The sequence below is a fragment of the Streptomyces sp. NPDC005195 genome, assembly GCF_040608315.1.
Lineage (GTDB): Bacteria > Actinomycetota > Actinomycetes > Streptomycetales > Streptomycetaceae > Streptomyces > Streptomyces kaempferi.
This window is the reverse complement of sequence record NZ_JBEXHZ010000106.1, coordinates 1-8166: the sequence shown is the minus strand read 5'-3', so window position 1 is coordinate 8166 and position 8166 is coordinate 1. Positions and strand designations below refer to the sequence as shown.

The window sequence follows — 8166 nt, the reverse complement described above, 5'->3', positions numbered from 1 at the left end:
ACCGCCAGCGCCGCGGAGGCGTCAACCTCCTGGACCCGGCGGCCGGCCTCGACGCCCTCGCCGTCTGCGCCGCCTCGCCGGCCCCGGTCACCTTCGTCGCCGACCTCGACTGGACCCTGTTCGGCCCCGCCTTCACCGCCGTCCGCACCAGCCCGCTCCTCGGCGAGCTGTATGCCGCCCCCAAGCGCACGGCCGGACAGTCCGCCCCCGCCACGGCCCTGCGCGCACGCCTCACCGGCCTGACCGCGCAGGCCCAGCGCGCCGAACTCCTCGACACGGTCCGTACCCGCGCGGCCGCCGTGCTCGGTCACCCCGGCCCGGAAGCGGTTCCGGCCGACCGCGCGTTCCGCGACCTGGGCGTGGACTCGCTCATCGCGGTGGAGCTGCGCAACGTACTGGGCGCGGAGTGCGGGGTACGACTGCCCGCCACCGTGGTGTTCGACTACCCGACCCCGTCGGCCCTGGCCGACTTCCTCCACGGCGAGCTGAGCGGTGTCGTCGCGGAGACCCCGGGCGCGTCCGCCGCGACCGGGGCCGAGGTGTCCGCCGACCCGATCGTGATCGTCGCCATGGCCTGCCGGTTCCCCGGCGGGGTCGACTCCCCGGAGACCCTGTGGAGCCTGCTGTCCGAAGAACGCGACGGCATCGTCGGCTTCCCCCAGAACCGGGGCTGGGACCTCGACGCCCTCCACACATCCGACGGCCCGTACGCCAGCCACACCCACCGCGGCGGGTTCCTGGGCGACGTCGGCTCCTTCGACGCGGGCTTCTTCGGGATCTCGCCGCGTGAGGCACTGGCGATGGACCCGCAGCAGCGCCTGCTGCTGGAGACGTCGTGGGAGGCCGTGGAGCGGGCCGGTATCGACCCCCGTCTGCTGCGCGGTTCGCGGACCGGCGTGTTCGCGGGAACGAACGGCCAGGACTACCCGGCACTCCTCGCCTCCTCGGGCGGTGACTTCGGCGGCTACGTCGGCACCGGCAACGCGGCGAGTGTCTTCTCCGGCCGCGTCTCCTACGTCCTGGGTCTCGAAGGCCCCGCGGTCACCGTCGACACCGCCTGCTCCTCGTCCCTCGTAGCCCTGCACCTGGCCGCCCAGGCCCTGCGGTCGGGGGAGTGCGATCTCGCGCTGGCCGGCGGCGTCACCGTGATGTCCACTCCCGGCGCGTTCATCGAGTTCAGCCGCCAGGGCGGTCTGGCGGGTGACGGCCTGTGCAAGGCGTTCGCGGAGGGTGCGGACGGTACGGGCTGGGGTGAGGGTGTGGGTGTGCTGCTGGTGGAGCGGTTGTCGGACGCCCGTGCGAACGGTCATCCCGTGCTCGCTGTCGTGCGTGGTTCGGCGGTGAATCAGGATGGTGCGTCGAATGGTCTGACGGCGCCGAACGGTCCGTCGCAGCAGCGGGTGATCCGGGCCGCGTTGGCGAGTGCGGGTCTGTCGGCGTCGGAGGTGGACGCGGTGGAGGCGCACGGTACCGGTACGTCTCTGGGCGATCCGATCGAGGCGCAGGCGCTGCTGGCGACGTATGGCAGGGAGCGTGACGCCGGGCGGCCTTTGTGGCTGGGGTCGGTGAAGTCGAACATCGGTCACACGCAGGCCGCCGCGGGTGTGGCGGGCGTGATCAAGATGGTGGAGGCGATGCGCCATGGTGTGCTGCCGGCCACCCTCCACGTCGACGCACCCTCGTCACACGTCGACTGGGAGGCCGGTGACGTACGGCTGTTGACCGGGGCGGTGGAGTGGCCGGAGACGGAACGTCCGCGCCGGGCGGGTGTCTCCTCGTTCGGACTGAGTGGCACCAACGCGCACGTCGTGCTGGAACAGGCGGAGACGGCCGTCGACGACACGGACACCGCGAGTCCCCCGGCGCTGCCCGTCGTCCCGTGGGTGGTCTCCGGACAGGGCGCCGACGCTCTGCGGGGCCAGGCCGAACGGCTCCTGACCCACCTCGGGACACAGCCCGAACTCGGCCTCGCCGACGTGGGTCTGTCGCTGGCCCGGACCCGGTCCGCGTTCGAGAACCGTGCGGTGATCTGGGGCGGCGACCGTGCGGAACTCCTCGCCGGACTCTCCGCTGTCGCCCGAGGCGAGAGCGTGCCGGGCGTGGCCCAGGGCGTCGCGAGCGAGGGCAAGCTCGCCTTCCTCTTCTCCGGCCAGGGTGCGCAACGCCTGGGTATGGGCCGGGAGTTGTATGAGTCGTATCCCGTGTTCGCGGAGGCTTTCGACGCGGTGTGTGCGCACCTGGACGGCGGTCTGCGGGAGGTGGTGTTCGGTGAGGACGCCGGCCTGCTGAACGAGACGGGCTGGACTCAGCCCGCGCTGTTCGCGATCGAGGTGGCGTTGTTCCGGCTGGTGGAGTCGTGGGGTGTGCGCCCTGACTTCCTGGTGGGTCATTCGGTGGGTGAGCTGGCCGCCGCACACGTGGCGGGGGTGTTCTCCCTCGAGGACGCCTGCCGGCTGGTGTCGGCGCGGGGCCGCCTCATGCAGCAACTGCCCTCTGGTGGTGCGATGTTCGCGCTGGAGGCGTCCGAGGCCGAGGTCCTGCCGCTGCTGGACGGCTGGGAGAGCGACGTGTCCGTCGCCGCCGTCAACGGCCCCCGCTCGGTGGTGATTTCCGGTGTCGAGGCGGTGGCGGAGGCGGTCGCGCAGGAGATAGCCGCCCTGGGCCGCCGTACCTCCCGTCTGCGCGTCTCCCATGCTTTCCATTCGCCGCTGATGGAGCCGATGCTTGCCGAGTTCCGTACGGTCGCCGAGAGCGTCACCTACGCGCCGGCCCGTATCGCGGTCGTCTCGAATCTGACCGGACAGGCCGCCGGTGCGGGGGAGTTGGAGTCGGCCGAGTACTGGGTGCGCCATGTCCGGGAGGCCGTACGGTTCGCCGACGGGATCGGGTGGCTGGCCGCGAACGGTGTCACCCGGTTCGTGGAGCTCGGCCCCGACGGCACCCTCACCGCCCTCGCCCAGTCCGGCGTCTCCGGCGACGAGGAGATGCTCTTCGCGTCCGTCCTGCGCAAGGACCGCCCCGAGACCGACACCGTCATGGCGGCGGTGTCGCGGACGTTCACCCACGGTGCCGCCGTCGACTGGCCCGCACTGCTGGCCGGTTCCGGGGCGCGGCGGGTGGAACTGCCGACGTACGCCTTCCAGCATGAGCGTTTCTGGCCCGAGCCCGCCGCACACCGCGTGTCCGGGACGAGCGCGAATCCGCTGGACGAGAGCTTCTGGGCGGCGGTGGAACGCGGTGACGCCCAGAACCTCGCCGAGGTTCTGGGCGTGGCCGAGGCCGAACTCGACGCCGTCGTACCGGCGTTGTCCGCCTGGCGGCAGGGCGCGGCCGAGCGCTCACGCGTGGACGGCTGGCGCTACCGCGTCGAATGGCGGTCCTTCACCGCACCGCCGCCCACCGCCCCGGACGCCCGCCGCCGACTGCTGCTCCAGCCGCCCGCGGAAGGCCCGGTGCTCGACGGCATCGAGGAGTTCCTCCCCGGTGTGGAGCGGATCGCCTACGACCCCGCCGCCGGCCGTGCCGAACTGGGCCGTGTCCTGTCCGACGCGGCAGAGGCGGGCGACCCGGTCGTCGGAGTCCTGTTCCGGCCCGCGGACGTGACGGCCTCCCTGGCCCTCGTCCAGGCGCTGGGTGACGCGGGAGTGACCGCACCGCTGTGGCAGCTCACCCGCGGTGCCGTCACCGTCGGCGCCCCGTCCGAAGGCGTTGTCGACCCGGCCGCCGCCGCCCTGTGGGGCTTCGGGCGGGTCGCCGCCCTGGAACACCCCGACCGGTGGGGCGGCCTCGTCGACCTGCCGGAATCCGTGGACCGGAGTGTCCTCGCGCGCTTGGCCGCGGTCGTCGCCGACGGCGGCGAGGACCAGGTGGCCGTACGCGGTGCCGCTCTGTTCGCCCGCCGGCTCTCCCACGCCCCGCTGCCCGGCGGCGCACCGGCCTGGGGGCCTTCGGCCGACGGCTGGCGCGCTCCCGAACGGGTGCTGGTGACGGGCGGCACAGGCGGAGTCGGTGCGCGCGTGGCCCGTTGGCTGGTGGGGCGTGGTGCGAGTGAACTGGTTCTGACCAGTCGCCGTGGAGTGGAGGCTCCCGGTGCGGCCGGCCTGGTCGGTGAGCTGGAGGGGTTGGGTGCGGGGGTTGTGGTGGAGGCGTGTGACACGGCCGATGCGGAGGCGGTCGCGGGTCTGCTGTCGCGGTATCCGGTCGACGCGGTGTTCCATGTCGCGGGGGTGCTGGACGACGATCTGATCGACCGGTTGACTCCGGAGCGGGTTGCCGCGGTGATGGCTGCGAAGGCGGTGGGAGCCGACCATCTCGACGTTCTCACCCGGGACTTGGACCTGTCGGCGTTCGTGGTGTTCTCCTCGATCGCCGGGGTGTGGGGCAGTGGTGGTCAGTCGGCGTACGCCGCCGCCAACGCGCATCTCGACGCGCTGGTGGAGCGGCGCCGGGCCCGGGGCCTCGCCGGTACTGCCGTGGCCTGGGGGCCGTGGGGCGGCGGAGGGATGGTCTCGGAGCAGGGCGCCGCGGAGTTGGTGCGCCGGGGTCTGCGGGTGATGGATCCGGACCGGGCACTGACCGGCCTCGGGCGTGCTCTGGACGTCGGGGACGCCACCGTGGTGGTGGCCGACGTCGACTGGGAGAAGTTCCTCGCACCGTTCACCGCCCGCCGCCCCAGCCCACTGCTGTCCGCCCTCCCGGAGGCGCGGGCCGCCGCGACGGCGCCCGGGGACGCGGAGACCGCCCCCGACGCCCCACGCCCCCTGGTCGAGAAGCTGACCGCGGCACCCGCCGAGGCACGGCTCCACATGGTGCAGGACCACGTGCGAAGCGTCGCCGCCACGGCACTCGGCTTCGACGGGATGTCGGGCGTCGAACCCACCAAGGCGTTCCGGGAGATGGGCTTCGACTCACTGACCGCCGTGGAACTGCGCGACCAGCTCAGCACCGACACCGGTCTGCGGCTGCCGACCACCCTCGTGTTCGACCACCCCACGCCCGCCGACCTCGCCCGCCACCTGACCGGTGAACTCTTCGGAGGCGGACAGGCCAACGCCACCGCGCTGCTGGCGCAGATGGAGAACGCGGTCGCGAGGATCATCGGCTCCGACCCCGGACAGGACGTGAGGATCCTGCTCAAGGCGAGGCTCAAGGCGTTCCTCACCGAGGTCGAGGAACTGGAGTCCGACCCCGACGGCCTGAACGGCCTGAACGGCGCGGACGACGGGACGGGGCCTGCGGTGTCCATGGCCGACCGGCTGGACGACGCCACGGACGAGGAACTGTTCGACTTCATCAGCCGGCAACTCGACCAGTCCTAGGAACGCGGGCCGGACCGGGCAGGCGCGAGCCGTCCCTTACGAGCCGTTCCGCGACGCGCTCCCGAAACGGATTCGATATGCGGCGACTAGGGGAATTCAGGGTTTTCCGCGGCATTTCCAGCGGCCTTCTCGACGGCGTCAAACGGAGCTTCGTACCGTGCTGTTCGTGATGGTGCACGTCGGTTCCTCAAGGGAATTTCAGATACGGAGAGCGTATGTTGATCAGTACCGAGCGGATCGGCAATGACCTGCGAGCGGGAGCCGTTTCCCTGACGACGCGGACCGTGGTGCGGGCGATGGCGCTGTCGGGTGATCCCGTCATGCGGGTCCTGGGCCGCCGTGCGCCGGCCGACCCCTATCCGGAGTACGAGCGCATCCGCGCGCGGGGCAGGGTGAGCCGGCACCCGCTGGGGCTGCACGTCACGGCGGACCACGCGGTCAGCCGGGCCGCGCTGCGCGATCACCGCCTGGGCGTGGGGCCGACGAGGAAGCGGCCCGGCGCCCTGGACTGGCTGGTCGCGTCGGGGGAGGAGGAGCAGCTGTTCCACCCCATCGACGAGTCGCTGCTGGTGCTCAACCCGCCCGAGCACACCAGGCTCCGCCGGATCGCGGGTCCGCTGTTCACCCCGCACGCGATGCGTGACCTGACCCCGGCGGTCGAGAAAGTCGTGACGCGGATTCTCGACGAAGTCGCGGGCCGCGAACAGTTCGACCTGGTGGCGGACTTCGCCCGGCGGATACCCCTGGAAGTGATATGCGATCTGTTCGACGTTCCGGGAGCGGACCGTGACACCTTCGTACGGTGGGGCGGTGTGCTGGCCAACACCCTGGACGGTATTCGCACCCTCGGCGAACGGCGGGACGTACGCCGCGCGCTGGCGGAGATGACGGAGTTCCTGGGAGCCCTCGTCGAGGAGCGGCGCCGGGAGCCGGGGGACGACCTGGTGAGCCGGCTCGCGGCGGCCGCGCCCGAAGGGGAGCCGCTGGACGGCCGTACGCTCGTCGTGCTCGTCGGGATGCTGCTGATCGCCGGATTCGAGACCGTGGTCAACGCGATCGCCGGGGCGGCCGTCGTGCTGCTGGAGCACCCCGACCAGAAGGCCCTGCTGCTGGACGACCTCGATCTCGCCGCCGAGGCCGTCGAGGAGTTCCTGCGCTACGAACCACCGGTCCAGGTGCTGCTGCGCGTCGCGCGGGAGCCGGTCGCGCTCGGCGAGGCCGAGCTGCCGGCCGGGGCGATGCTCGCGATCGCGATCGGCGGCGCGAACCGGGACCCCGCGGTGTTCGACGACCCGCACCGCTTCGACCTGCGCCGCCCCAACAAGCGTGACCATCTGGCCTTCTCGGCCGGCATCCACTACTGCCTGGGCGCGGGGCTGGCACGGCTGGAGAGCGAACTCGCCCTGCGGCACCTGTTCTCCCGCATGCCCCGGCTGGCCCTGGCCGGCCGGCCGCAACTGCGTCCCATCCGCAACATCCGCGGCCCCGGCATCGTCCCGGTCCGGGCCCGGGGCACCCGGTGAGCTCCGCCGCCGGGGCCCGCGCACCGCGTCCCCGCACCGGCAGTCCACGTTCCCAGGAGGCCCCCGTGCCCGGTCACATCCTCGTCCTCGACATTCCGGCGCAGGGTCACATGCGGCCCGCGCTGGCGGTCACCGAGGAACTCGTGCGGCGCGGGCACCGGGTCAGCTTCCTGACGGCGGAGGGCTTCGCGCCCGCCGTGCGGGCGACCGGCGCCACCGCGCTGGTCCACGACTCGCTGCTGGCCGAGGCCCTGAGCCCGGGGCAGTACAAGGAACTCACCCCCGACGTGCTGGCGTGGTCGGCCGTGCTCTTCCTCGAGGAGAGCGTGAAGCTGACGGAACTGGCCCGCCGGCTGTTCGCCGACGACGTGCCCGACCTGGTGTTCTACGACATGATCGTCTCCTCGGCGGGGCGGGCGCTGGGGAAACTGTGGGACCGGCCCGCGGTGCAGTCCACGCCCTCGATGGCGTCCAACGACCACTACTCGCAGGTGGACGAGATCGCGGGGTTCTCCGGTGTCGGCCTCGACCACCCGGCGGTGGTCGAACTCCTCACCCGGGCCGGGAAGTTCGCCGCCGACCTCGGCATCGACGCGTCCCCGGGCGACCTGGTGAGCTGGCGGGCCGACCGTAACGTGGTCTACGCGCCCCGGGAGTTCCAGCCGGCCGGCGACACCTTCGGCGAGGAGTCGGTGTTCGTCGGACCCTGCCTCTCCTCGCAGTACACGAAGGGGACCTGGGACGCGCCCGCCGACGGACTGCCGCTCGTGGTGCTCTCGATGGGCACCCTCTACAACGACCAGGCCGACTTCTTCCGTACCTGCGTCCGCGCCTTCGAGGGCCGGCCCTGGCACGCGGTCATCACCGTCGGCAACGGCGCCGACCCCCGCCGGCTCGGCCCGCTGCCCCGCAACGTGGAGGCCCACGCGTGGATCCCCCAACTGGCGGTGCTGCGGCGGGCCGAGGTCTTCGTCACGGCCGCGGGACTGGGCAGCATGATGGAGTCGCTGTACGCGGGCACCCCGCCGGTGCTGGTCCCTCTGGTGCCGGAGACCCGGGTACTGTCCCGCCGCGCGGCCGAGCTCGGGCTCGGCACCGTCCTCGCCCCGGCCGAAATCACCGCGGACACCCTGCTGGACGCGGTGGAGCGGACGGCCGCGGACGCGGGACTGCGGGAACGGGTAGGGCGGATGCCCGCGGTGATGGAACGGGCCGGCGGCGCACCACGCGCGGCGCGGGCCCTGGAGGCGCTGCTGCCCACGCCCGCTGAACGCCCCCCTGCCGGACGATCGTTGTAGCACCGCAGGTGCGCAGGCGGGTCCCGT

The 8166-nt window shown here is 72.6% G+C and carries 3 protein-coding genes; all 3 read left to right on the top strand.

All coding sequences use genetic code 11. The annotated features are described in order from the left end of the window. A partial coding sequence (locus tag ABZV34_RS35635; RefSeq protein ID WP_356286239.1) for a type I polyketide synthase occupies positions 1-5318 on the top strand: 5318 nt, incomplete at its 5' end. A gap of 215 nt (positions 5319-5533) precedes the next feature. Then, the gene (locus tag ABZV34_RS35630; protein ID WP_356286236.1) at positions 5534-6841 is read left to right on the top strand and encodes a cytochrome P450; all 1308 of its coding nucleotides are present in this window, start codon (positions 5534-5536) and stop codon (positions 6839-6841) included. Positions 6842-6906: 65 nt separating this feature from the next. Then, the gene (locus ABZV34_RS35625) at positions 6907-8139 is read left to right on the top strand and encodes a macrolide family glycosyltransferase (RefSeq protein WP_356286233.1); all 1233 of its coding nucleotides are present in this window, start codon (positions 6907-6909) and stop codon (positions 8137-8139) included. Positions 8140-8166: the final 27 nt, after the last annotated feature.